This window comes from Streptomyces sp. Z26, assembly GCF_003665095.1.
Taxonomy (GTDB): Bacteria; Actinomycetota; Actinomycetes; order Streptomycetales; family Streptomycetaceae; genus Streptomyces; species Streptomyces phytohabitans.
On the sequence record NZ_RCHV01000002.1, the window covers coordinates 98,578 to 119,880 of the forward strand.

At 75.6% G+C, this 21,303-nt stretch carries 17 protein-coding genes and 1 pseudogene; 13 read left to right on the forward strand and 5 right to left on the reverse strand.

The features are described 5' to 3' along the window. The first annotated feature begins 9 nt into the window (after positions 1-9). From bioB to D7M15_RS00450, 4 genes are all read left to right on the forward strand, one after another. The gene (gene bioB, locus D7M15_RS00435; RefSeq protein ID WP_121515643.1) at positions 10-1,074 is read left to right on the forward strand and encodes a biotin synthase BioB; all 1,065 of its coding nucleotides are present in this window, start codon (positions 10-12) and stop codon (positions 1,072-1,074) included. Continuing rightward, positions 1,067-2,377: an adenosylmethionine--8-amino-7-oxononanoate transaminase gene (locus tag D7M15_RS00440; protein WP_121515644.1), complete on the forward strand. Its 1,311-nt coding sequence runs from the start codon at positions 1,067-1,069 to the stop codon at positions 2,375-2,377. Before bioB ends, D7M15_RS00440 begins: the two co-directional genes overlap by 8 nt. Positions 2,378-2,445: 68 nt before the next feature. After that, positions 2,446-3,159 carry a dethiobiotin synthase gene (gene bioD, locus D7M15_RS00445; RefSeq protein WP_121515645.1) on the forward strand — a complete coding sequence of 238 codons (714 nt, stop codon included), beginning with the start codon at positions 2,446-2,448 and terminating at the stop codon, positions 3,157-3,159. Positions 3,160-3,302: 143 nt separating this feature from the next. After that, the gene (locus D7M15_RS00450; protein ID WP_121515646.1) at positions 3,303-3,893 is read left to right on the forward strand and encodes a GNAT family protein; all 591 of its coding nucleotides are present in this window, start codon (positions 3,303-3,305) and stop codon (positions 3,891-3,893) included. Positions 3,894-3,950: 57 nt separating this feature from the next. On the opposite strand, the gene D7M15_RS00455 is transcribed toward D7M15_RS00450, so the two are convergent. Further along, positions 3,951-4,322 carry a fic family toxin-antitoxin system, toxin component gene (locus D7M15_RS00455; RefSeq protein ID WP_121515647.1) on the reverse strand — a complete coding sequence of 124 codons (372 nt, stop codon included), beginning with the start codon at positions 4,320-4,322 and terminating at the stop codon, positions 3,951-3,953. Further along, positions 4,319-4,555 carry an antitoxin gene (locus D7M15_RS00460; RefSeq protein ID WP_121515648.1) on the reverse strand — a complete coding sequence of 79 codons (237 nt, stop codon included), beginning with the start codon at positions 4,553-4,555 and terminating at the stop codon, positions 4,319-4,321. Before D7M15_RS00460 ends, D7M15_RS00455 begins: the two co-directional genes overlap by 4 nt. 351 nt (positions 4,556-4,906) lie before the next feature. Between D7M15_RS00460 and D7M15_RS00465 the strand changes: the two genes are divergently transcribed. From D7M15_RS00465 to D7M15_RS00495, 7 genes and pseudogenes are all read left to right on the forward strand, one after another. Further along, positions 4,907-6,253 (forward strand): hemolysin family protein, encoded by a 1,347-nt coding sequence (locus tag D7M15_RS00465; protein ID WP_121515649.1) that lies wholly within the window; start codon positions 4,907-4,909, stop codon positions 6,251-6,253. Continuing rightward, positions 6,250-7,269, forward strand: coding sequence for a hemolysin family protein (locus D7M15_RS00470; protein WP_121515650.1), 1,020 nt, complete (start codon positions 6,250-6,252; stop codon positions 7,267-7,269). The genes D7M15_RS00465 and D7M15_RS00470 overlap by 4 nt, the downstream gene beginning before the upstream one ends. Before the next feature lie 94 nt (positions 7,270-7,363). Continuing rightward, positions 7,364-8,155 carry an SGNH/GDSL hydrolase family protein gene (locus tag D7M15_RS00475; RefSeq protein ID WP_121515651.1) on the forward strand — a complete coding sequence of 264 codons (792 nt, stop codon included), beginning with the start codon at positions 7,364-7,366 and terminating at the stop codon, positions 8,153-8,155. A gap of 10 nt (positions 8,156-8,165) precedes the next feature. After that, positions 8,166-9,596, forward strand: a complete 1,431-nt coding sequence (purB, locus tag D7M15_RS00480) for an adenylosuccinate lyase (RefSeq protein ID WP_121515652.1) — start codon at positions 8,166-8,168, stop codon at positions 9,594-9,596. A 77-nt stretch (positions 9,597-9,673) separates the two neighbouring features. Then, on the forward strand, positions 9,674-10,165 hold the full coding sequence (gene mug, locus D7M15_RS00485; RefSeq protein ID WP_240649074.1) for a G/U mismatch-specific DNA glycosylase: 492 nt from the start codon (positions 9,674-9,676) through the stop codon (positions 10,163-10,165). A 207-nt stretch (positions 10,166-10,372) separates the two neighbouring features. Further along, positions 10,373-11,539, forward strand: a complete 1,167-nt coding sequence (locus D7M15_RS00490) for an ROK family protein (RefSeq protein ID WP_121515653.1) — start codon at positions 10,373-10,375, stop codon at positions 11,537-11,539. A gap of 367 nt (positions 11,540-11,906) precedes the next feature. Beyond that, positions 11,907-14,294, forward strand: a pseudogene (locus D7M15_RS00495) (GH92 family glycosyl hydrolase); the annotation flags it as partial. A 108-nt stretch (positions 14,295-14,402) separates the two neighbouring features. Here D7M15_RS00495 and D7M15_RS00500 read toward each other — a convergent pair. Beyond that, entirely contained in the window at positions 14,403-15,149 is a 747-nt protein-coding gene (locus tag D7M15_RS00500; protein ID WP_121515655.1) for a GntR family transcriptional regulator, read from the reverse strand. Positions 15,150-15,360: 211 nt separating this feature from the next. Here D7M15_RS00500 and D7M15_RS00505 point away from each other — a divergent pair, with 211 nt between their 5' ends. After that, positions 15,361-16,122, forward strand: coding sequence for an SDR family oxidoreductase (locus tag D7M15_RS00505; RefSeq protein ID WP_121515656.1), 762 nt, complete (start codon positions 15,361-15,363; stop codon positions 16,120-16,122). A 60-nt stretch (positions 16,123-16,182) separates the two neighbouring features. Here the strand turns inward: D7M15_RS00505 and D7M15_RS00510 are convergent, their stop codons facing one another. Then, positions 16,183-17,085 (reverse strand): RNA polymerase sigma-70 factor, encoded by a 903-nt coding sequence (locus tag D7M15_RS00510; RefSeq protein WP_276314409.1) that lies wholly within the window; start codon positions 17,083-17,085, stop codon positions 16,183-16,185. Positions 17,086-17,219: 134 nt separating this feature from the next. Here D7M15_RS00510 and D7M15_RS00515 point away from each other — a divergent pair, with 134 nt between their 5' ends. Further along, positions 17,220-18,119 carry an alpha/beta fold hydrolase gene (locus D7M15_RS00515; RefSeq protein ID WP_121515658.1) on the forward strand — a complete coding sequence of 300 codons (900 nt, stop codon included), beginning with the start codon at positions 17,220-17,222 and terminating at the stop codon, positions 18,117-18,119. Positions 18,120-18,165: 46 nt separating this feature from the next. Here the strand turns inward: D7M15_RS00515 and D7M15_RS00520 are convergent, their stop codons facing one another. Then, positions 18,166-21,144, reverse strand: a complete 2,979-nt coding sequence (locus D7M15_RS00520) for a tetratricopeptide repeat protein (protein WP_127201702.1) — start codon at positions 21,142-21,144, stop codon at positions 18,166-18,168. Positions 21,145-21,303: the final 159 nt, after the last annotated feature.

Below are 21,303 nucleotides of genomic sequence, written 5' to 3' on the forward strand. Positions count from 1 at the left end.
ATCGGCGCCATGGACCTGCTGAACGCACTGGTGGACAAGGGGCTGCGGGGCGAATCCCCGACGCGCGAGGAGGCACTCGCCGTACTCGCCACATCCGACGACGAACTCCTCGACGTGGTGGCGGCGGCCGGGAAGGTGCGCCGCCGGTGGTTCGGGCGGCGGGTGAAGCTCAACTACCTGGTCAACCTCAAGTCCGGGCTGTGTCCCGAGGACTGCTCGTACTGCTCGCAGCGGCTGGGCTCGAAGGCGGAGATCCTCAAGTACACCTGGCTGAAGCCGGAGGAGGCCGCCAACGCCGCGAAGGCCGGGGTCGCCGGGGGCGCGAAGCGGGTCTGCGTGGTGGCGAGCGGCCGCGGCCCGACCGACCGGGACGTGGAACGGGTCTCCGACACCATCGCGGCGATCAAGGAGCAGAACGAGGGCGTCGAGGTGTGCGCCTGCCTCGGCTTCCTCTCCGACGGCCAGGCCGAGCGGCTGCGCGCGGCGGGCGCCGACGCGTACAACCACAACCTGAACACCTCCGAGGCGACCTACGCCGACATCTGCACCACGCACGGCTTCGACGACCGCGTGGACACCGTACGGAAGGCCAAGCAGGGCGGCCTGTCGGCCTGTTCGGGGCTGATCGCGGGCATGGGCGAGTCGGACGAGGACCTGGTGGACGTGGCGTTCGCGCTGCGCGGTCTGGACCCGGACTCGATCCCGGTCAACTTCCTCATCCCGTTCGAGGGCACCCCGCTGGCCGACGAGTGGAACCTCACGCCGCAGCGCTGCCTGCGCATCCTGGCGATGGTGCGGTTCGTGTGCCCGGACGCGGAGGTACGGCTCGCCGCGGGCCGCGAGGTGCAGCTGCGCTCGATGCAGCCGCTGGCCCTGAACCTGGCCAACTCCATCTTCCTGGGCGACTACCTGACCAGTGAGGGCCAGGAGGGCAAGGCGGACCTCGACATGATCGCGGACGCCGGTTTCGAGGTGGAGGGCGCCGACACCACCACCCTGCCCGAGCACCGCGTCGAGGAGCTGGTCAGCGTCCGCAGGCGCGGTACGGGCACGGACCTGCCGCCCAATGCCTGAGCCGGGCCCCCTGCCCGCCGCCGAACTCCTCGCGCTGGACCGGCAGCACGTGTGGCACCCGTACGGGCCGATGCCCGGCCGGGACGAGCCGCTGCTGGTCGAGTCGGCGTCCGGGGTACGGCTGCGGCTGGCCGAACCGGTCGAGGGGCGGCGGGAGCTGGTCGACGGCATGTCGTCCTGGTGGTCCGCCGTGCACGGCTACGGGCACCCGGTGCTGCACGACGCCGCGGTGGAGCAGCTGGGGCGGATGAGCCACGTGATGTTCGGCGGGCTCACGCACGAGCCCGCCGTACGGCTCGCGAAGCGGCTCGTGGACCTCACGCCCGACGGTCTGGAGCACGTGTTCCTGTCCGACTCCGGTTCGGTGTCGGTCGAGGTCGCGGTGAAGATGTGCCTCCAGTTCTGGCGGTCGACGGGGAACACCCGCAAGCAGCGGCTTCTGACCTGGCGCGGCGGCTACCACGGCGACACCTGGCACCCCATGTCCGTGTGCGACCCGGAGGGCGGGATGCACGGGCTGTGGTCCGGCGTCCTGCCCCGGCAGGTCTTCGCGGACGAGCCCCCGGCGGGCTTCGACGCCGAGCCCGACCCGGCGTACGTGGCGGCGCTGCGAGAGCTGGTCGCGCGGCACGCCGACGAGCTGGCGGCGGTCGTCGTGGAGCCGGTGGTGCAGGGCGCGGGCGGCATGCGCTTCCACTCCCCCGGCTATCTGCGGGTGCTGCGCGAGGCGTGCGACGAGTACGGCGTGCTGCTCGTGCTGGACGAGATCGCCACCGGGTTCGGGCGTACGGGCGCCCTGTTCGCCGCCGAGCACGCGGGCATCACCCCGGACGTGATGTGCCTGGGGAAGGCGCTGACCGGCGGCATGATGACGCTGGCCGCGACGCTCTGCACCCCGCGCGTGGCCGAGGGGATCTCCTCGGGCGAGGTGCCGGTGCTGGCGCACGGGCCGACGTTCATGGGCAACCCGCTGGCGTGCGCGGTGGCCGACGCGTCGGTCTCGCTGCTGCTGGAGCGGGACTGGGCGGGCGAGGTGAAGCGCGTCGAGTCCGGGCTGCGGGAGGGGCTGGAGGCCGCCGCGGACGTGCCGGGCGTGGTGGACGTACGGGTGCTGGGCGCGATCGGCGTCGTCCAGCTGGACCGGCCGGTCGACATGGCGGCGGCCCGGCGGGCGGCGGCGCGGGAGGGCGTGTGGCTGCGGCCGTTCCGCGACCTCGTCTACACGATGCCGCCGTACGTGACGGGTGACGAGGACGTGGCGCGGATCTGCGCCGCGGTGCGCGCGGCGGCAGCGGCGGGCTGAACGGGACCGGGTGGACAGGGCCGCGCCGGGAGCGTGGGGGCGCGGGCGGGGTACGGAGCGGGAGCACGATGGCGATCATGGTGGTGTCCGGTACGGGCACCGGCGTCGGGAAGACCGTCGCCACGGCGGCGGTCGCGGCCGCGGCGCTGGGCGCCGGGCGGTCGGTGGCGGTGCTGAAGCCGGCGCAGACGGGCGTCGGCCCGTACGAGCCGGGCGACGCGGCGGAGGTCGTACGGCTGGCGGGCGACGCGGTGACCACCGCCGAACTGGCCCGCTACCCCGAGCCGTTGGCGCCCGCCACCGCCGCCCGCCGCGCGGGCCTGCCGCCGGTCGGCCCGGAGGCGGTCGCGGAGGCGGCGGCGGAGCTGGCCGGGCGGCACGACCTGGTGCTGGTGGAGGGCGCGGGCGGGCTGCTCGTACGGTTCGACGACCGTACGGGCGCCACGCTGGCCGACGCGGCGCGGCTGCTGGCGGCGCCGGTGCTGGTGGTGGCGTCGGCGGGGCTGGGCACGCTCAACTCCACGGCGCTGACGGCCGAGGCGCTGTCCCGGCGCGACCTGGCGTGCGCGGGCGTGCTGGTCGGCGCCTGGCCGTCCGACCCCGACCTGGCCTGCCGCTGCAACCTCGCGGACCTGCCGGTGGCCGCCGGGGCGCCGCTGGTGGGGTTGCTGCCCGAGGGCGCGGCGGCCGGTGATCCGGCCGGGTTCCGCGCGGCGGCGCCGGGCTGGCTGGCGCCCGCGCTCGGCGGCCACTGGGCCGGGCCGGACGCGGCCACGGCGTAGGGACGACGGCGCGGCGCGTACGACCTGGGGCCGACGCGCGTACGGGCCGCGCGGTCCGTGGCCCGCAGCCGTACGGGCGTGAGACGATCCCGGCGCCGAGACGGCGCCCGGCCGCCGGGCCCGTGCGGAACGTGGAGGGTGCCATGCTCGCGACATCCCTGGGCGACGACGGCGCGGAACTGTGCCCGGTCGAGCCGTGGCGGGCCGCCGAGTTCCTGGCGCACATCGACCGCGGCCGGGAGTTCATCGGCCGCTACAACGGCCTGCCGGACGTCGTGACCGACCTGGCGTCGAGCCGCGCGTACCTGCGGGAGTACGCGGACCGGGCCGCCGCCGACACCGGGCGGCTGCACGGCATCCGGCTGGACGGCGCGCTCGTCGGCGGTGTCCTGCTGCGCACCCTGGACACGGTGCAGGGGACGGCCGAGGCGGGCTGCTGGCTGGAGCCGTCGGCCGTGGGCCGTGGCCTGGTGACGCGGGCGGTGCGCGTACTGGTCGACTGGGCCGTCGAGGAACGCGGCGTGCACCGCGTCGAGTGGTGGGCGGCGTCGGCGAACCTGCCGAGCATCGCGGTCGCCCGGCGGCTGGGCATGACGCGGGACGGTGTGCTGCGGGAGAGCTACGCGTACCGGGGGACGCGCCACGACATGGAGGTCTGGTCCGTGCTCGCCCCGGAGTGGCGGGCGGCGCGTACGGCGGGAGCGCCGGGGGCGGACCGGGCGGCGGCGCCGTAGCGCGTACCGACGGGGCGCGCGGCCGGGGCGACGTACGGGCGTCCCCGTGCGCGGGGCTCAGACGCTCCAGGTCCGCAGCTCCTCCGCGATGGCGTACACGTCGGCCATGCCGTCCTTCACCAGCCGCGCCAGGTCGCGGATCTGCTCGGGCGAGGTGGCGACCTTCAGCCCGCTGGCGACCAGGTAGGCGTACGCGACGGCGGAGGCGAACAGCGCGTTGGAGCGCTCCAGGGCGGGGACGTGCAGCAGCAGTTGGAGGAGGGCGGCGGCGCGTTCGTGCGCGTCGGCGTAGACGGGGCGGTCGAAGACGGCGGCCTCGTGGCGGCTGATGGCGGCGATGAGCGCGCCGTAGTCGGTGACGCGGGGGTCACCGGGGGTCTTCTCGTCCGCGATGATCAGCAGCCACGCCAGGTCGATACGGAGGGTCACCGACCGCTGCGGCCTTCGCTCTCCCTGGCGCCGAACTCCTCGGCGAACACCGACTCGTAGCTCTTCATGAAGTCCGCGGCGGCGTCCACGAAGGTGTGTCCGACCTCCCCGGCGTCCCGCTGGACCAGTTCCTCGATGTAGCGGTTCACGCTCATCCCCCTCTGGAGGGCCCGCTCGCGGGCGGTCTCCGCGGTCTCCTCGTCCACCCGTACGTTCAGCTGCGTCTTGGCCACACCTTCACGCTAGCGCCGGAACGCTATCACGACAAGCGGCGGTGCGTACGGCCCGCTCCCCGGCCCGTACGGCGGAGGGTCCGGCGCCCGTACGGGGATGGACCGCGCCCCGCCGGGTACGCGTGCCACGTCCCGCTTCCTCCCGGGGCGGGACGTCCCGCCCCGCCCGCAGTCGGGCCTTTGCGGCCCCTTTACCATGAGTCGTCCACCGCACCACCACCCCCACGAACTTCCTCCCCACGAAAGGTGTGAGCGTCCGCAGATGGGCGAGCCTCCTTCCCGCCGCTGCGCCGACCCGAGCCGTCGCGCACGTACCGCCACCCCCTCCCACCACGGGACGGGGGTGACCCGATGACCGAGACGCTCCTCCTCCTGGTGGCCGTCCTGCTCTCCCTGGCCTGCGGCTGCTTCGTCGCGGCCGAGTTCTCCCTGACGACCGTCGTCCGCGCCGAGCTGGAGAAGGCCGTGGAGAACGGCGAGCGCGGCGCCGCCAACGTGCTCAAGGCCGTCACGTCCCTCACCTTCCAGCTGTCCGGCGCCCAGCTCGGCATCACCGTCACCAACCTGCTCGTGGGCATGCTGGCCGAACCGTCCATCGCGCGGCTGATCTCCGGCCCGATCACCTCCCTCGGCGTACCGGCGTCGGCGGCCTCGTCCGTGTCGCTGATCGTGGGTACGGCGCTGTCCACCGTCTTCGTCATCGTCGTCGGTGAGCTGGTGCCGAAGAACTGGGCGATCTCCAGCCCGCTGCCGGTGGCCAAGCGCGTCGCCGCGCCGCAGCGGGCGTTCTCCGCGACGTTCCGGCCGCTGATCCGGCACCTCAACAACAGCGCCAACCGCATCCTGCGCCGCCTCGGCCTGGAGCCCACCGAGGAGCTGGCGTCCGCCCGTTCGCCGCAGGAACTGGTCGCGCTGGCCCGGCACTCCGCCAAGGAGGGCGCGCTGGAGCCGGACACGGCCGACCTGTTCGTCCGCACCCTGCACCTGTCCGAGCTGACCGCGGAGAACGTGATGACGCCCCGCGTCCAGGTCACCGCCCTGGAGGTGCAGGCCACCGCCGAGGACGTGGCGAACGCGACCCGCGCCACCGGTCTGTCCCGCTTCCCCGTGTACGAGGGCAGCATGGACACCGTCGTCGGCGTCGTCCGCATCAAGGACGTCCTGGCGCTGCCCGCCGCCGAACGGCCCACCCGGCCCGTGACGGCCCTCATGCGGGAGCCGCTGCTGGTGCCCGAGTCGCTCACCGTCGACCGGCTGCTGGACCGGATGCCGGGCGGCGAGCGGAGCATCGCCGTCGTCATCGACGAGTACGGCGGCACGGCGGGCGTCGTCACGCTGGAGGACATCGTCGAGGAGGTCGTGGGCGAGGTCCGCGACGAGCACGACCCGCAGGAGCGGCCCGACCTGGCGCCCGCGGGCGAGGACACCGAGGGGCGGCCGCGGTTCGACGCGGACGGCGCCGCCCGTACCGACCAGCTGGAGCAGATCGGGCTGCGCGCGCCAGAGGGCCCGTACGAGACCCTGGCCGGGCTGGTCGCGGCGGAGCTGGGCCGGATCCCCGTGGCGGGCGACGTGCTGGAGGTCGCGGACTGGCACGTGGAGGTGGCGGACGCCAGCGGGCGCCGCGCCGCGCGCGTACGGCTGACGGGGCCGCCGCCGACGGAGGAGCAGGACGAGGAAGAGGGGGTCTGGCGATGATGCTCGTGCAGGTTTTCGTCGGGCTGCTGACGCTGGTGCTGAACGCGGCGTTCGTGGGCGGCGAGTTCGCCCTGATCTCCGTACGGCGCAGCCAGGTCGAGCCGCTCGCGGAGGAGGGCGACCGGCGGGCCCGCAAGGTGATCTGGGGGCTGGAGCACGTCTCCGCGCTGCTGGCCACGGCCCAGCTGGGCATCACGCTGTGCAACCTGGTGCTGGGCGTCGTCGCGGAGCCGCTGATCGCGCACCTGCTGGAGCCGGTGTTCCACGCGGTGGGGGTGCCGGTGGGGCTGATCCACCCGGTGTCGTTCGCGATCGCGCTGGGGGTGGCCACGTATCTGCACATGCTGTTCGGCGAGATGGTGCCGAAGAACATCGCGCTGGCCGAGCCGCTGCGTACCGCGATGCTGCTGGGCCCGCCGCTGGTCACCCTCTCCCGGGCGCTGCGGCCCGTGGTGTTCTCCGTCAACGCCTTCGCCAACGGCCTGCTGAAGCTGCTGCGGGTGGAGCCGCGCGACGAGGTCGAGTCGACGTTCTCCGACGACGAGCTGTCCCGGATGGTCGACGACTCCGGCGAGGCGGGGCTGCTCGACGACCGCGCCACGGAACGGCTGCGGGACGCCCTGGAGCTGGGCCGCAGGCCCGTGTCGGAGGTGACGCGGCCGCTCGGCGCGGCGGTCACGGCCCCGCTGGGCGTCACCCCGGAGGAGCTGGAGCGGCTGTCGGCGGAGTCCGGCTACTCGCGCTTCCCCGTCGTGGGCCGCAACGGCCGCGCCATGGGCTACCTGCACGTCAAGGACGCGCTGGACGCGGCCCCGCGCGACGAGCCGTTCCCGCTGACGGCGATGCGGCCGATCGCGGTCGTCCGCGACTCGATGCCGCTGGACGACGTGCTGGGCGCGATGCGCGGCGGCGGTACGCACCTGGCGGCGGTCATCGGCGCGAACGGGCGGGCGGCCGGGCTGGTCACCATGGAGGACGTGCTGCGGCAGCTGGTGGGCGGGCCGCGGGCGGGCTGACGTACGGCCGGTGTGCGGGCGCACGGACACCGGCCGCCCGCACACCGGACCCGGCACGGGCGCCCCGGGGGGCCGGGGATATCCTGCACGGGCCATGGAGAGCACACCCACACCACCCCTGATCAGCAGCTACGTCGCGCTCGGCGACTCGTTCACCGAGGGCATGTCGGACCGGCTGCCGGACGGTACGTACCGCGGCTGGGCCGACCTGCTGGCCGCCCGCCTCGGCGCCCGCGCCGACGGCTTCCGCTACGCCAACCTGGCCGTACGCGGCAAGCTGATCCAGCAGATCGCCGAGGCCCAGGTCCCCGTCGCGGCGGAGATGAAGCCCGACCTCGTCACGCTCGTCGGCGGCGGCAACGACACCCTCCGCCCCCGTTGCGACATGGCACGGGTACGGGCCCTGCTGGAGGAGTCCGTCGAGACCCTCGCCCCGGCCTGCGGGCAGCTCGTCCTGATGTGCAACCCGGCCCGCAACGGCCCCGTCCAGGACCGCTACCGGGACCGGATGGAGGCGCTGTTCGCCCTCGTCGAGGAGCTGGCGGGACGGCACGGCGCGGTCCTCGTCGACCTGTACACCGGGGACCCCCTCGGGGACCAGCGCTTCTGGGCCGACGACCGGCTGCACCTCACCGAGGAGGGCCACCGCCGCGTCGCGGAGGCCGTCTGGCAGTGCCTCGGGAACGCCGCCGAGTCGGACTGGCGCAGCCCGCTGCCGCCCTCCGCGCGGCAGGGCTGGACCGCGCGCCGCCGCACGGATCTGCGCTTCACCCGCGAACACCTGGCGCCGTGGGTCGTACGGCGGCTGACCGGGCGCTCCTCCGGCGACGGCCGTCCGCCGAAGCGGCCGGAGCTGGCGCCGTGGCCCGGTGAGGACACGCCGTAGACTCCCCCGCGTGACCGAGAAGCCCCGCATCCCGAACGTCCTGGCCGGCCGCTACGCCTCCGCGGAGCTGGCCGTCCTGTGGTCCCCCGAGCACAAGGTGCTGCTGGAACGGCGGTTGTGGCTCGCCGTCCTCCGCGCGCAGCAGGACCTCGGCGTGGACGTGCCCGAGGGCGCGCCCGCCGACTACGAGCGCGTCCTGGACCGCGTCGACCTCGCGTCGATCGCCGCGCGGGAGAAGGTCACGCGGCACGACGTGAAGGCCCGGATCGAGGAGTTCAACGCGCTCGCCGGGCACGAGCAGATCCACAAGGGCATGACGTCCCGGGACCTCACCGAGAACGTGGAGCAGCTCCAGATCCGGCTGTCCCTGGAGCACGTACGGGACCGCACGGTCGCGCTGCTCGCGCGGCTCGGCGGGCTCGCCGCGGACCACGCGGAGCTGGTGCTGACCGGCCGTTCGCACAACGTGGCCGCGCAGGCGACGACGCTCGGGAAGCGCTTCGCGACCGCCGCCGACGAACTGCTGGCGGCGTACGGGCGGTTGGAGGACCTGCTGGGCCGCTACCCGCTGCGCGGCGTCAAGGGCCCCGTCGGCACCTCCCAGGACATGCTGGACCTGCTCGGCGGCGACCCGGAGCGGCTGGCGGAGCTGGAGCGCCGTACGGCCGCGCACCTGGGCTTCCCGCGCGCCCTCACCTCCGTCGGGCAGGTCTACCCGCGGTCGCTGGACTACGAGGTGGTGACCGCGCTCGTCCAGCTGGCCGCCGCCCCCTCCTCGCTGGCGCGGACGATCCGGCTGATGGCCGGGCAGGAGCTGGTGACGGAGGGCTTCCAGGAGGGCCAGGTCGGCTCGTCCGCGATGCCGCACAAGATGAACACCCGCTCGTGCGAACGCGTCAACGGCCTCGCCGTGATCCTGCGCGGCTACGCGTCGATGACCGGGGAGCTGGCGGGCGACCAGTGGAACGAGGGCGACGTGTCGTGCTCGGTCGTGCGCCGGGTGGCGCTGCCGGACGCGTTCTTCGCGTTCGACGGGCTGCTGGAGACGTTCCTGACGGTGCTCGACGAGTTCGGGGTGTTCCCGGCCGTCGTCTCCCGCGAGCTGGACCGCTTCCTGCCGTTCCTGGCCACGACGAAGGTGCTGATGGGTTCGGTGCGGGCGGGTGTGGGGCGCGAGACCGCGTACCAGGCGATCAAGGAGAACGCCGTCGCCGCCGCCCTGGAACTGCGCGCGGGCGCCGAACGGAACGTGCTGCTGGACCGGCTGGCCGACGACGCGCGGGTGCCGCTGGACCGGGCCGCGCTGGACGCGCTGATGGCGGACCGGCTGTCGTTCACCGGCGCCGCCGCGCAGCAGGTCGCGGCGGTCGTGGCGCGGATCGAGGAGGTCGTGAAGCGGCATCCGGAGGCCGCCGCGTACACCCCGGGGTCGATCCTCTGACCGGCCCGGCCCCGGCCCCTCCCCCGCGTCCGACGCCCGCCGAACTGGACGCCGCCCGCGACCGGTTGGTGCCCGACGTGGCGGGGCCGGGGCTGCGCGTGCTGTTCTGCGGCATCAACCCGGGGCTGTGGTCGGCCGCCACCGGCCACCACTTCGCCCGCCCCGGCAACCGCTTCTGGCCCGTCCTGCACGCCTCCGGCTTCACCCCGCGGCGGTTCGCGCCCTGGGAGGAGCGGGAGCTGCTCGGCCTGGGCCTCGGCATCACCAACGTGGTGCCGCGGGCCAGTGCCCGCGCCGACGAACTCGCCCGCGAGGAGTACGTCGCGGGCGGGCGGGCGCTGGCGGAACGGGTCGGGCAGTGGCGGCCGGACTGGCTGGCGGTGGTGGGCGTGACGGCGTACCGCGCGGCGTTCGACGACCGCAAGGCGCGGATCGGGCCGCAGGAGCGGACGTTCGGCGCCACCCGGGTCTGGGTGCTGCCCAACCCCAGCGGTCTGAACGCGCACTGGACGGCGGCGGGGATGGCCGAGGAGTACGGGCGGCTGCGCGCGGAGGCGTGCGGGACGTGAGGGCGTCGCGTACCCGTACGGGGTGGCGTCCGGTGCCGTCGGCTGTTCGCGCGCGGCGGGGCGAGCCCGTACGGCACGGGTTGACGTCGCGTCATCGCGCCGGTCCGCGCCGACCGGCGGCGGGAGTGGCGGGAGCCTCGTGCTCGCTCGCCGCGCCCTGCCGTTCCGGATACGATCCGGCACAGGCAACGGGGCAGGGAGGCGGCGTTGGGGAGGCTCACCGGCGGGGACCCGTCCCTGCTGCGACGGATCAACTCCTCCGTCGTGCTGCGCGCGCTGCGCGGCACGGCCGAGCCCCCCGCGCTGACCTTCACCGACCTCGTCCACGACACCGGCCTGTCCCGCCCGACGGTCGAGGGCGTCGTGGACGGCCTCATCGAGACGGGACTGGTGGCCGAGGCGCCGCCGGAGGCGGGCGTCCCGGGCGACCCGCGCCGCGGGCGGCCCGCGCGCCGCTTCCGCTTCCGCGCCGAGGCCGGGCACGTGCTGGGGGTGGAGATCGGCGCACACCGTACGGCGGCGGTGCTGGCGGACCTCACCGGCCGCGACGCCGGTACGGCGACCCGCGACGTCGGTGAGACGGACTGCGCCGACGTCCGGCTGGAGCAGGTGCGCGGCGCGATAGGGGACGTGCTGCGCCGTTCCGGGGTGCCGCGCGACTCGCTGCGCGCGGTGGGCGTGGGCAGCCCCGGGATCGTACGGGCGGACGGCACCGTCGGGCTGAGCACGGCGCTGCCGGGGTGGACGGGGCTGCCGCTGGCGGACCGGCTGCGGCGGTCGTTCCGCTGCCCGGTGCTGGTGGAGAACGACGCCAACGCGGCGGCGCTCGCCGAGCACTGGAAGGGCGCGGCGGTCGGTACGGACGACGTGGTGTTCGTGCTGGCGGGCCTCAGCCCGGGGGCCGGGTCGCTGATCGGCGGGCGTCTGCACCGCGGGTTCAACGGCGCGGCCGGTGAGATCGGCGCGCTGCACCTGCTGGGCCGCGAGGCGCGGCCGGAGAACCTGCTGTCGACGACCGGCGAGCCGCTGCCGCCGCTCGACGAGCCCGCCGTGGCGCGGGTGTTCGCGTTGGCACGGCACGGCGACGCGCGGGCCACCGAGGCCGTCGACCGGTACGTACGGCGGCTGGTGCACGACGTGGCGGCGCTGGTGCTGGCGCTCGACCCGGAGTTGGTGGTCGTCGGCGGCTGGGCGTCCGGGCTGGACGGCGTACTGGAGCCGCTGCGCCGGGAGTTGGAGCGCCACTGTCTGCGGCCGCCGCGCGTGGAGCTGTCGTCGCTGGGGGCGACCGCGGTGGCGGTGGGCGCGCTGCGGCTGGCGCTGGACCACACGGAGGAGCAGCTGTTCGCGGTGGAGGGCGCGGCGGCCCGCTAGGTGTGCTGTCCGCTTCCCGCGCACGCGTCGTACGGCAGCCGCGCACCGCTGGTCCGCGGGCCGCACCCTTGACACCCGTACGGGCTGACGGCGAGTATCGCGCCCGTTCGTTGACATCGTTATCACCCGGCGGTCCCCACCGGCCGGACCATGCCGCCCGCCGTACCGGAAGGAGCCGGAACGAGCAGGTCAGCGCAGGTCGGAAGAGGACGGAAGGCGACGGAGCACGCGCATGAGCCCAGTGACCCCCACCACTCCCCCAGGCGCCCCCGAGCCCGCGCCGCCGAGTGCCCGCCGCGGCTGGCACGGGCCGTTCGGCCGGACCGCACGCCGTGGCCGCGCCGGGGCCCTCGCCCCGGCCGTCGCCCTGCTGACGCTCGCCGCCGGCACCCCCGCCCTCGCCTCGGCCCCGGCCGCCGCGCCGGAGGCGGCGCGGCTCGCGGAGGACCCGGCGCAGTACGTGGACCCCATGATCGGCACGAGCAACGCGGGCAACGCGTACCCCGGCGCGGTCCGCCCGTACGGGATGCTCTCCTGGAGCCCGCAGACCTCGAAGGGCCAGCAGAACAAGAACCCGGCGCCCGGCGGCTACCAGTACGACGCCACGAAGATCCGCGGCTTCAGCCTCACGCACCTCAGCGGCGTCGGCTGCTCCGGCGCGAGCGGGGACATACCGATCATGCCGCACGTCGGCGCGGTCGACTCCTCGCCGAGCGCGGACACCACCGACAGCACGTACGCGTCGACGTTCTCGCACGAGAACGAGGAGGCGCGGCCCGGCTACTACAAGGTGGGGCTGGACAGCGGCGCCGGGGTCGAGCTGACCGCCACGGAGCGCACCGGCAGCGGGCGCTTCACGTTCCCCGAGGACAAGGCCGCGTCGCTGCTGTTCCGTACCTCCAACTCCGAGACGGGCAGCACCGCCGCGGACGTGAAGGTCGACAAGGAGCGGCGTACGGTCTCCGGTTCGGTCGAGGCGGGCAACTTCTGCGGCCCGCAGAGCGAGAACAACCGGCACCGGATGTACACGCTGCACTTCACCGCGCAGTTCGACCAGCCGTTCGCGGAGACCGGCGGCTGGCGGGACGGCGACCTGGAGCCGGGCGCCACCTCCGCCTCCGGCGGCACCGGTTACAACGAGGACGGCGACGCGCGGGCGGGCAAGGGCTCCGGCGCGTACGTCACGTTCGACGAGGGCGTCGGGGAGGTGGGCGCGCGGGTCGCGGTCAGCTACGTCAGCGAGGCGGGCGCCGAGGCCAACCTGGCGGCGGAGAACCCGGAGGGCACCGACTTCGGGAAGGTCGCGGAGGAGGCCACCGCCGACTGGAACGAGGAGCTGGGCCGGATCGAGGTCGGCGGGGACGACCAGAAGCGCCTCACCACCTTCTACACCGCGCTCTACCACTCGATGCTGGAGCCGACCGTCGCCAACGACGTGGACGGCAACTACACCGGCGCGGACGAGAAGACGCACCGGCTGAGCGAGGGCCAGGAGCGGCAGTTCGGCACGTTCTCCGGCTGGGACCAGTACCGGGCGCAGGTGCAGCTGATGGCCTGGCTGTCGCCCGAGGCCGCGAGCGACTACGCGCAGTCCCTCTACAACTTCGCGGGTCAGCGCGACGGCGAGTGGGACCGCTGGCTGCTGCACCACGCGAAGACCAGCGTGATGTCCGGCGACCCGTCCGCGGTCGCCCTCGCCGGGATGCACGCCTTCGGGGCCGACGACTTCGACGTACGCGGCGCCGTGGACTCCCTGGTCCGCGCGGCGAAGGAGCCGACGGCGAACGACTCGTCCGACGACGGCTGCCCCGTGGAGTGCGTCGGCCAGCGGCCCGCCCTGGACTTCTACCTGGACGAGGGGTACGTACCGGCCGACGACTGCCACTGCTGGGGCGGCGCGGCCGAGACGTTGGAGGACGCGGCGGCCGACTTCGGCCTGGCGGAGCTGACCGGGCGCCTCGGGGACGAGGCGAACGCGAAGGAGTTCCTGCGCCGCTCCGGGAACTGGGCGAACGTCTTCGACCCCGACGCCACCGACGACGGCGGCTACATGCGGAACCGCGAGCGCGACGGCAGTTGGGCCGGTGACAGCTTCGACCCGGCGACGGGCGAGGGCTTCGTCGAGGGCAGCAGCGCCCGCTACACGTGGATGGTCTACTCCGACGTGGCCGGACTGACGGAGAAGATGGGCGGCAAGGAGCGGGCCGAGGAGCGGCTGGACGCGTTCTTCCGCACGCCGGACGGGAAGTTCGACTTCTCGGCGGAGGACGACACCCGCTACGACCCGACGAACGAGCCGGACATCAACGCGCCGTACCTCTACAACTACCTGGGCACGCCCGCGAAGACGCAGGAGACGGTGCGCGCCGAGCTGGACCAGCTGTGGACGACGGGCCACGGCGGCATCCCGGGCAACGACGACGCCGGGACGATGTCCGCCTGGTACGTCTTCTCCGCCCTCGGCGTCTACCCGCAGGTGCCCAGCCGGGCCGACCTGGTGCTGTCGGCACCGGTGTTCCCGACGGCCGTGGTGCACGGCGGGAACGGCAACACCCTGCGGATCAACGCGCCGGAGGCGGCGGACGGCGCCGCGTACATCGCGGGCGTCCGCGTCGACGGCGAGGACTCGGACCGCACCTGGGTGCCGGGCTCGCTGGTCACCGAGGGCGGCACCCTCGACTACACCCTGGCCGACCGGGCCGGGGGCTGGGGCACCGGCGCCGACTCCGCGCCGCCGTCCTTCCCGCCGGGCGGCTGACGGCACACGTACGGCCCGGCTCCCCGCGAGGGGCCGGGCCGTACGCGCGGGGACGGGGCGGAGGTGTCCGTTCCTGGTCTCGGCTCGCGGTGTCGGCTCGTGGTGTCAGCTGGCCACCAGGGCGACCGGGTCGCTCTCCCCGAAGGTGAGCCGGCAGGTGTCGGCGCGGTAGGTGGAGACGCCGACCGCGGCCGTGCGGCCCTGCGCGAAGTACCGCGTGGTGACCACGAGGACGGGGGCGCCGGGCAGCCGGTCGAGCTGGCGGGCGTCGTCCGCCTGCGCCGAGCCCAGCTCCACGGCGCGGTCCTGGCCCTCCAGCTCCAGCCGCCGCAGCTCGCGCAGCACCAGTTGCGCGCGGGCCACGTCGTCCAGTCCCTCGCCGGGACCGGCCGCGGCGGGCACGGTGGCGGCGGGTACGTACAGCAGCTCGGTGGCGACCGGCTGGCCGTGGTTGAGCCGGGTCCGGCGGACGGCGTGCACCACGGCGGACGGCGACGTGGCCAGCAGCCGGACGACGGAGGCGGGCGGCGTGACGTCCTCGGAGCCGTCCGTCTGCCAGCTGTCGTCGGCGAGGCCGCCCCAACTGTCGTGCGTGGGGCCCACGTCGAGGCCGATACGGGGCGGCGCGACGGTGGTGCCGACGCCGCGCCTGCGCTGGAGGCGGCCCTCCAGCTCCAGCTGTTCGAGCGCCTGCCGCAGCGTGGCGCGGGCGACGCCGAACCGGGCGGCCAGCTCGCGTTCGTTCGGCAGGACCTCCCCGACGCCGAACTCGGAGTCGAGCGCGTCGGACAACACGGTCCGCAGATGCCAGTACTTCGGCTCCGGCACCGTCTCCAGCTGCGTGGTCCCCACCGTTGCCTCCCCGATCGTCGAGCCCAGCCCAGGCTTTACGCGTGATTCTTTATTAAAGGTTGTTGCGTATCGACGATATGGCCGCCCCCGGGACTTGGTCAAGACCAATGCCCGGCCGATGCCCGGCGACGGGCATTTCCCGGCGCCGTACGGTTGTCGCGGTCACTTCCCCGCTGTAATGATCGATCATCGCTCATTTCTGGGAGGCGGGATGACACATCGGGAGGAACGGCCCGTGACGGTCGTCACCGGCGGCAGTCGCGGCATCGGCGCCGCCACGGCCCGGCGGCTGGCCGCCGACGGGCACGACGTCGGCATCGGCTACGAGCACGCCGCCGACGCGGCCGAGGAGACCGCCGAGGCGGTCCGCGCGGCCGGGGGCGCGGCGGTGGCCGTACGGCTCGACACCTGCGACGAGGAGCAGGTCGACGCCCTCTTCGCCACGGTCCGCGACCGCCTCGGCCCGGTCACCGGGCTCGTCAACAACGCGGGGATCACCGGCCCGTTGGGCCGCCTCACCGAGACCCCGACAGCCGTGCTGCGCCGCGTCGTCGAGGTGAACGTGGTGGGCGCGCTGCTCTGCGCGCGCCGCGCCGCCCTGGAGATGTCGCGGCGGCACGGCGGGCGCGGCGGGGCCGTCGTGAACATCTCGTCGTGCGCGGCGACCCTGGGCAGCCCCGGCGAGTACGTGCACTACGCCGCCACCAAGGCCGCGGTCGACGCGATGACCGTCGGGCTGGCGAAGGAGCTGGGCCCCGAGGGCGTACGCGTCAACTGCGTACAGCCCGGGACCGTGCTCACCGACATGCACGCCGCGATGGGTGACGCGGAACGGCCGTGGAAGAAGGCGGCGATCACCCCGCTGGGGCGGCCCGGCGAGCCGTCGGAGATCGCCAACGCGGTGGCGTGGCTGCTGTCGCCCGAGGCGTCGTACACGACGGGCGCGGTGCTGCGCGTCTCCGGCGGGCTCTGACCGGACTCCGGCGGGCTCCGTACGGGCCGGGCGCACCCGGTCCGTACGGCCCGCCGCGCGTCAGGGCGCGAGCCGGGCGAGCTTGTCCGGGTTGGTGACCAGATAGACGGAGTGGACGCAGCCGTCCGCGACGTCCAGCACGAGCGCCGTGTGCGGGCGGCCGTCGCTGGTGGCGAGCACGCCGACGGCGCCGTTGAACTCGACGAGCGCGACGTCGAGGCCGGTGATCCCCTGCTGCGCGATGGCGGCCACGAAGCGGCCGACCTTGTCGGCGGACCCCATGATCCGGCGCGGCGCCTTGGCCTTGCCGCCGCTGTCCCCGATCAGGCGCACGTCCGGGGCGAGCACCGCGAGCAGCCCCGGCAGGTCACCGGCGGCGGCCGCCGCCAGGAAGCGCTCGGTCAGGTCCCGTTGCTGCTCCGGGTCGGCCTCGAAGCGCGGGCGGCGCTCCTCCACGTGGCTACGGGCGCGGCTCGCCAGCTGGCGTACCGCCGGGACGCTGCGCTCCAGCGTGGCCGCGATCTCCGCGAACGGGAAGCCGAACGCCTCCCGCAGCACGAACACCGCCCGCTCCAGCGGCGACAGCGACTCCAGCACCACGAGCACCGCGAAGGACACGGACTCCGCGAGCACGACGCGTTCCGCGCCGTCCGGTACGGACGGCGGCGCGTGCAGGTCGGTGGGCAGCGGCTCCGGGAGCCACGGGCCGACGTACGTCTCCCGCCGCGCCCGTACCTGGCGGAGCCGGTCGACGGCGAGGCGGGTGGTGACGCGGGCGAGGTAGGCGCGGGGCTCGCGCACGTCGCCGCGGTCGGCGGCGGACCAGCGCAGCCAGCTCTCCTGGACGACGTCCTCGGCGTCCGCGACGCGGCCGAGCATGCGGTACGCGACACCCAGCAGGAAGCCGCGGTGCTCCTCGAAGACATCGGTCGCCGTGCCGGTCGCGGTGTCGTCTGCTGCCACCGGACCATCCTGCCACCCGGGGGTACGGGCGCCGCGCGCTCCCCGTACGGACCGGTCGGTAACACCCTTCCGCCGCGCGCAGCTTGCTGACATCGTGTCCAACGCAGCGCCCGTTGTCCCCGAAGGAGTCCCGTATGTCCGTCGCCTCCCCGCACGCACCCGTACGCGCCACCCGGTCCGTCGTCCACGTCCCCGCCGCCGGCGGGCGGCCCGCCTTCGACGTCGCGTACGAGCGGCGCGGCACGGACGGCGGGCACGGGGACCGGCGGCGGATCGTGCTGCTGCACGGCATCGGGCACCACTGGCAGGCGTGGGAGCCGGTGCTGACGCTGCTCGCCGCCTCGCACGAGGTGGTCGCCCTCGACCTGCCCGGGATGGGCGCCTCCCCGGCGCTGCCGCCGGGACTCGGCTACGACCGCGGCGGCATGCGTCCGGTGCTCGCCGCCACGCTGACCGCGCTCGGCCTGGAACGCCCGCACGTCGTCGGCAACTCCCTCGGCGGGCTCCTCGCCCTCGACCTCGGGCTGCACGGCCGGGCGGCGTCGGTGACGGCGCTCTCCCCCGCCGGGTTCTGGACGGAGGCGGAACGGGTGTACACGGGCGTGGTGCTGCGCGGCATGCACGCCGCCGCGACGGCCGCGCCGGAGGCCGTGGTGGCCCGGCTGGCGCGGTCGGCGGCGGGCCGCGCGGCGCTGCTGGGCACCATCTACGCGCACCCCGGCCGCCGTTCGCCGGAGGCCGCGGTCGCCGAGACGGCGGCGCTGCGGGACGCGCCGGGCTTCACGCGGACGCTGGCCGCCGCGGCCCGTCCGGACACGCTGTTCACCAGTGACGTACCCGACGTCCCGGTGACGATCGCCTGGGGCGACCGGGACCGGCTGCTGCCGCGCCGCCAGGGCGTGCGCGCGAAACGCGTGATCCCCGGCGCGCGGCTCGTGCGGCTGCGCGGCTGCGGGCACGTGCCGATGCACGACGACCCGGCGCTGGTGGCGCGGGTGGTGCTGGACACGGTGCGGGAGCCGGTGACCCCGTAGCCCCGGCGGTCGTACGGGCGCCGCGCGCCGTCGGGCCGGGGCGCCCTCAGACCGGGGCGCCCGCCTCCGCCAGTACGGCCGCGGCCTCGCGGCGGCGGCTCTCCAGCGCGCCGTCGGGGTCGGGGGCGTCCGGCGGGCACGCGTCGAGCACGCGGGCGGCGCGTTCGGCGGCGGCGGCGTACCGGGCGAGGCCGATCTCCAGCCAGGCGGCGAGGAGTTCGGCGCCCGCGCGCGCGTCGAGCCCGGCCGGGCCGCAGGTGCCGAAGGCGGTCGCGGCGTGCTCCGCGAAGACGACGGCCTCCTCGTAGACGACGCGGCTCATGTCGTACCGCTCGGGCGGGTCGCGTTCCTCGTCGGGCGGCCCGGCGGTGGTCCGCAGGAGGAGTTCGGCGGTCTGCCGGTAGGTCTGGCCGAGTTCGCCGCGCAGCCCGGTCCGCTCGTCCTCCGTCGCGGCGTGCCGCAGCCCGCCCTCCACCTGCTGGAGGGCGGCCTCCATCAGGTCGATGGCCTCGGGCACGCGCGCGCCGTCGACGGCGATCCAGGCGCGGGAGCGCAGGGCGCGTACGGCGGCGTGCGTGTCGCCCAGCGGCACCCACAGCCCTTCGGCGCGGGCGTACGCCTCCTCGGCCTCGCCGGTGCGGCCCGCGTGCAGCAGCGCGTCGGCGGCGAGGTGGGTGAGCATGGCGTGGTCGCCCTGGTCCGTCCAGGGGGCGGCGGTCTCGGCGGCGGCGAGGAACTGGTCGGCGGCGGGGCCCGGTTCGCCGGTGCCGGTGAGGGCCTCCCCCAGCCAGCGGCGGGCCTGCACGGCGTCGCGGGGACCGGCGCCGGGGAGCAGGTCGGGCAGCGCGTTCTCCAGTACGGTCGCGGCCTCGGCCCAGCGGCCCAGGCCGACGTACGCGCCGCCGAGGCGGAGCCGGGCGCGCGCGGCGAGGGCCTCCGTCTCGCGGGTGCCGTCGCCGTCGGCGGCGCCGTCCGCGAGGCGCGCGGCCTCCAGCAGCAGCGCGACCTCCTCGTCGGGGCCGGACCGCGCGCCGACGGCCTCCGCCAGCGCCAGCCGTACGCGCGCGTGCTGGGCGGGGGTGAGTGCGCCGTCGTAGCGGGAGTCGCGGAGCACGGCGCGCAGCGCGTTCTCCGCCTCGGCGGCGGCGCCGTCGGCCAGCAGGGCGCGGCCGAGGGCGAGTTCGGCCTCGACGGCCTGCCAGGGGCGGTCCGCCGCGTGGTAGGCGCGGGTGGCGTCGGCCAGCAGGCGGGCGGCGGCGCCGGGGTCGCCGGACTGCCCGGCGACGCGGCCGCGCGCCTCGGTGGCCTCCGCGATGCGGGCGAGGACGCCGGGTTCGGCGCGGTGCGGCTCCGCGAAGCCGATCAGCTCGACGAGTTCGGCGTCGACGGCCGCGGCGGTCGGGGTGGTAGCGGGGTCCGGGGCGGTCGCGGGGTCCCGGCCGCCGTCGGCCGCGCCCTCGGCGGCGGCGAGCGCCGTGGCCCGTATCCGCGCGCGGGACAGCAGTACGGCCGTCGTCTGCCGCACCCCGGCGGCGCCCCGCGTGTGCAGCGCGAGGGCCTGCGCGCACAGCGGCGCGATCCGTTCCAGGGCGGTCGCGGTGTCCCCGGCGAAGGCGGTGGCCAGCGCGGCGCGTGCCTGGCAGGCGACGGCGTCGCCCTGCCGCCCGGCGGCCCGGAAGAGGGCGGCGGCGTCGGTGAACAGCGCGGCGCCCGCGGCCGGGTCCGTACGGGCCGTGCGCATGGCGTGGTGGTCGAGGAGTTCGGCGCGTTCCGCGTCCCCGAGGACGATCCCGGCGCGGGCGACCGCGTCCTCCGCGCGCCGCCAGTAGGCGGGCGCGCTGGGGTGGCCCTCGTCGCTGCGGCGGCGGGCCTCCGCGAGGAGCGCGAGCGGGTCGGCGCCCGCGAACGACGCGTCGTCGGGGTGACCGGCGTCGCCGTGTGCGGCGCCGCCGCCGAGCGGCGGGTGGCGCAGCCCCAACGGCACCGTGCCGGGCAGGGGTTCGGCGGCCATGCGCGCGCGTACGGCGTCGCTGACGGCGGTGGTGCCGTTGCGCGCGTCGAAGGCGCCCGCGAGGGCGAGGGCCTCGTCGGCGGCGTGTTCCAGCAGGGTGACGACGGTCCACTCGCGGCCCGGCGGGCCGGAGACCGGTACGGCGGCGTGGCCGAGGCCGGTGAGCCGCCGCAGCAGCAGCGCCACGCACACGGTCCAGTCGAGGTGGCCGCCGGGGTCGTCGCCCGGCTCCCAGCGCGCGACGCCGTGGGCGGCGAGCCGGGCCTGCTCGTCGAGTACGGCGAGGGCGCGCCGCTCGTTGCCGGTGAGGGCGCAGAACTCGACGTGCGCGGCCAGTTCGCGGCGGGCGTCGGGCAGGGCGCGCACCATGCGGTAGCCGGTGTGGTGGGCGGCGCGCGCCTCGTCCGTACGGCCGGTGCGGGCCAGCGGGAGCAGCGCGGAGGTGAGGACGGCGTACGGGTCGTAGGGGCACTCGACGGTGCCGTCCAGCAGCGGTGCCCAGATCCGCAGGGCCGCCGCGTCGTCCCCGAGCCGGGCCTGCCAGGCGCCCTGTTCGTGGAGTTCGCAGGCGGCGCAGTCGCTCGACGCGTCGCGGTCGGCGGCCAGCCAGGCGTCGTGGGCGCGGGCGGCGCGGGCGGTGTCGCCGGTGTGCAGGGCGAGGGCGAACTCGTTCTGGCGCACGGCCCGTTCGGAGTGCTCCGCGAGCCGGTGCCGGTGCGCGGCCTCCGCCTGCCAGCGTTCCAGGACGGCCAGGGGCAGTTCGGGGCGGCCGAGGAGGCCGCCGGGCGCCCACTTGAACAGCCGGTGCAGCCGGTGCGCGGCGTCCTCCCCGAACGCGTCGGGCCGCTCGGCGCGCAGCCGCAGCAGCCGGGCGTACGGGACCAGGGCGCGGTCGGAGTCGGGCCCGTACGCGTCGGCCTCCAGCTCCGCGAACAGCGCCTCCGCCTCGGGCACTTCGGGCGCTTCGGCGGCCCCGGGCGCGGGCGCCCCGGCGCCGGGGCCGTGCGGCGTCATCTGCGCGCGCCCGGCGCGTACGTGCGGACGGGGCGGGCGCGCGGCGGTATCCGTACGGGAGTCACCGGCGAATCCTATGACCGCCGCCCGCGCCGCACCACGGCGGTCGTACGGCGGGCGGTCCCGCGCGCGGCGGCGGTGTCGGCACGGGGCCGCGCG

Excerpts from the sequence above, each read along its gene's own strand:
- bioB (WP_121515643.1), top strand. The coding sequence starts at position 10 with ATGGACCTGCTGAACGCACTGGTGGACAAGGGGCTGCGGGGCGAATCC.
- D7M15_RS00465 (WP_121515649.1), top strand. The coding sequence starts at position 4,907 with ATGACCGAGACGCTCCTCCTCCTGGTGGCCGTCCTGCTCTCCCTGGCC.
- bioD (WP_121515645.1), top strand. The coding sequence starts at position 2,446 with ATGGCGATCATGGTGGTGTCCGGTACGGGCACCGGCGTCGGGAAGACC.
- D7M15_RS00450 (WP_121515646.1), top strand. The coding sequence starts at position 3,303 with ATGCTCGCGACATCCCTGGGCGACGACGGCGCGGAACTGTGCCCGGTC.
- D7M15_RS00470 (WP_121515650.1), top strand. The coding sequence starts at position 6,250 with ATGATGCTCGTGCAGGTTTTCGTCGGGCTGCTGACGCTGGTGCTGAAC.
- D7M15_RS00520 (WP_127201702.1), bottom strand. The coding sequence starts at position 21,144 with ATGACGCCGCACGGCCCCGGCGCCGGGGCGCCCGCGCCCGGGGCCGCC.
- D7M15_RS00475 (WP_121515651.1), top strand. The coding sequence starts at position 7,364 with ATGGAGAGCACACCCACACCACCCCTGATCAGCAGCTACGTCGCGCTC.
- D7M15_RS00440 (WP_121515644.1), top strand. The coding sequence starts at position 1,067 with ATGCCTGAGCCGGGCCCCCTGCCCGCCGCCGAACTCCTCGCGCTGGAC.
- D7M15_RS00515 (WP_121515658.1), top strand. The coding sequence starts at position 17,220 with ATGTCCGTCGCCTCCCCGCACGCACCCGTACGCGCCACCCGGTCCGTC.
- D7M15_RS00505 (WP_121515656.1), top strand. The coding sequence starts at position 15,361 with ATGACACATCGGGAGGAACGGCCCGTGACGGTCGTCACCGGCGGCAGT.